Here is a 2,701-nt window from a genome sequence, read left to right on the forward strand (position 1 = left end):
AGCGCTGAGCGGCAGTATGAGTTGGCCGGGGCTAGTGCCGCGAATTCGTGAGGGTGAGCGCGGTTGCTCGCTCAGTTTTGTTGGGCTTCGCCTGCGGCGAAGCCCAACCTACGGTTACATCGGCACCAGTAGCTGAATAACCCGGCCAACGTACTGCCCGTTAAGCAGCAGCCAATCCAGCCACAGCAGTTGATGCGCCAGCACGATCAGCCAGAACACCAGTTGGTATTCAACCTTGCGGGTTTTATGCCGGTACACCTGCTGAGCCACCAACGCCCCCGGCCAACCACCGAGCAATTCAAGCAAGTGCAAGGTTTTCTCCGGCGTACGCGGTCCTCCCACCATCGCCCGCTGCTTATCGTGGCGATAAAACATCAGCGTTAGCAGGCTGAGCACTGGGTAAAGCAGCACGGCCCAAAGCCACTGATGGGTTAACAGCAGTTGCAACGAACCCAACAGCGGCGCCGCGCAAAGCACAACAAACGCTACCCACTTAATGCCCAGTTGTTGCGCCATGGCTGGCCTCGGTTTGATTGTTCGCCGCGCAGGGTAATGGATTGCGCCGCGCGGCGCAGAACAAACCCGAGGCAATAAAAAACGGCGCCGCTCGTAGGAGGGGCGCCGTTCTTTTAGCTGGCGAAATCAGTTACCCGATTTGACCTTGTTCCACAGCCGCGTGCGAATGCGGTCGGTGGCCAGCGGCATGGCTTCCAGGGCAAACAGGGTCTTCATCGTTTCCGCGCTGGGGTAGACCTTGGTATCGCTCTTGAGGTCTGCACCCACCAAGCCGTCGGCTTTTTCATTGCCGTTGGCGTAGCGCACGTAGTCGCTGATTTGCGCCATTACCTTGGGCTCGAGCAGGTAGTTCATAAAGGCGTAGGCGGCTTTTTCGTCCGGGGCGTCGGCGGGCATGGAGACCATGTCAAACCACATCGGCGCGCCTTCTTTAGGAATCACGTAGCCGATGTCTACGCCATTGTTGGCCTCTCTGGCGCGGTTAGCGGCTTGCATGATGTCGCCGGAAAAACCCACCGCTACGCAGATCTCGCCATTGGCCAGATCGGTGACGTATTTGGAGGAATGGAAATAGCGCACATAGGGGCGGATTTGCATCAGCGTGGCTTCAGCCTTTTTGTAGTCGGCCGGGTCTTTGCTGTGATGGGGCAAGCCGAGGTAATGCAGGGTAATGGGCAATACTTCCGGACCGTTATCCAGAATCGCCACGCCGCATTGGCTGAGCTTTTTCATATTTTCCGGCTTGAGGATCAGGTCCCAGGAATCCAACGGCACGTCCCCCAGCACCGCTTTAACCTTGGCCACGTTATAGCCAATGCCGGTGCTGCCCCACAGATACGGGAAGCCATGTTCATTGCCGGGGTCGTTGGTTTCCAGGGCCTTGAGCAGCACCGGGTTAAGGTTGTTCCAGTTTGGCAACTGGCTCTTATCCAACTTCTTTAACGCCCCGCCCTGAATCTGCCGTGCCATAAAGTGGTTGGAGGGAAACACCACGTCGTAACCGGATTTGCCGGTCATCAACTTGCCGTCGAGGGTTTCGTTGCTGTCGTAAACGTCGTAGATCGGGGCAATGCCGCTGGCGGCCTGGAAGTTCTTCAAGGTGTCTGGCGCGATGTAGTCGGACCAGTTGTAGATCTTCACGGTGTCGGCAGCCTGGCTGACCGAAGCCACCAGCATGAGCGGGGCGATAAATTTGAGCATGGCGATGTCTCTGTGCTTTTTGTTTTTAGGTGTGACGCGGGTACGAGGATGTAAGGGCCGCAGCCCCGAAAGCCTTACTTGAAAATCAGCACGTAGGTTTTACGCACCGTCTCCTTGATGTCCCAAATGCCTACGGTGTTCTCCGGCATCATCAGCGCATCGCCGGCTTTGATCTCCATCGGCTCGCCGCCGTCGGGGGTAAAGGTGCAATGGCCGGCGATGATGTGGCAGAACTCCTGCTGCACAATCTGCCGACGCCAGACGCCAGGGGTGCATTCCCAGATGCCGGTTTCCACGCCATCAGTGCGCTCGACGCTGGTGGTCGAAGCTACGGCCACGACTTCGCTCAAGGGCACAGCGACGGGGAAGGACTCTTCCAGAACGGCGTTGGGGGTGTTTTTGAAGTGGGTGATATTCATGGGATTGCTCGGTTACTCAATTGAAGAAAATTCAGTCCCCTCTCCCACTTGTCGGAGAGGGTTAGGGTGAGGGAGCGGTGTTGTGCCGGGCATATATTTTCGCCGCGACCAACCCTCTCCCCCGACCCCTCTCCCACTTGCGGGCGAAGGGCAAAGAGCCGTTGAGTCTTTACTTCATAAAACTTTCCATAAACCCTGCCAAGCCACTGGCAAACCGTCGCCGCCAGGGCGCGCTGCTGGGGTCGGCGAGCACTTTGTCTTCGTGCACAAAGCTACGGATGATGGCGTTGTAGCCCAGCCAGCGGCAGGGCTCCGGCTCCCAGCCACTGAGCTGGCGTAGGTGGCTATCGCTCATCACCCAGGGTTGGCGGGTCAGCTCGCTGTCCTGGCCGAGGATCAGGTCGGCCAGGGTGCGCCCTCCGAGGTTGCTCGCCCCCACCCCTTCGCCGCCGTAGCCGCCGGACAGGGCAATGCCGTTCTTGCGGTCGCGCAGCATGTGCGGGTGGAAGTGCCGCGCCATGCCCAGGTTGCCGCCCCAGGCGTGGGTCAGGCGCACGTTGCGCAGC

The 2,701-nt window shown here is 59.0% G+C and carries 3 protein-coding genes and 1 pseudogene; all 4 read right to left on the bottom strand.

Annotated features, from left to right (window positions below; genetic code table 11):
- Window positions 1-114 precede the first annotated feature (114 nt).
- Window positions 115-516 (bottom strand): DUF1294 domain-containing protein, encoded by a 402-nt coding sequence (locus AAAB16_RS07385; RefSeq protein WP_340662763.1) that lies wholly within the window; start codon window positions 514-516, stop codon window positions 115-117.
- A 126-nt stretch (window positions 517-642) separates the two neighbouring features.
- Window positions 643-1,716: a polyamine ABC transporter substrate-binding protein gene (locus AAAB16_RS07390; protein ID WP_340662764.1), complete on the bottom strand. Its 1,074-nt coding sequence runs from the start codon at window positions 1,714-1,716 to the stop codon at window positions 643-645.
- A gap of 74 nt (window positions 1,717-1,790) precedes the next feature.
- Complete coding sequence (locus AAAB16_RS07395; RefSeq protein ID WP_340662765.1) at window positions 1,791-2,135, bottom strand: cupin domain-containing protein; 345 nt, start codon at window positions 2,133-2,135, stop codon at window positions 1,791-1,793.
- A 169-nt stretch (window positions 2,136-2,304) separates the two neighbouring features.
- A pseudogene (locus AAAB16_RS07400) lies at window positions 2,305-2,701 on the bottom strand (FAD-dependent oxidoreductase); the annotation flags it as partial.

This window comes from Pseudomonas sp., assembly GCF_037994325.1.
In the GTDB taxonomy this organism is placed as follows: domain Bacteria; phylum Pseudomonadota; class Gammaproteobacteria; order Pseudomonadales; family Pseudomonadaceae; genus Aquipseudomonas.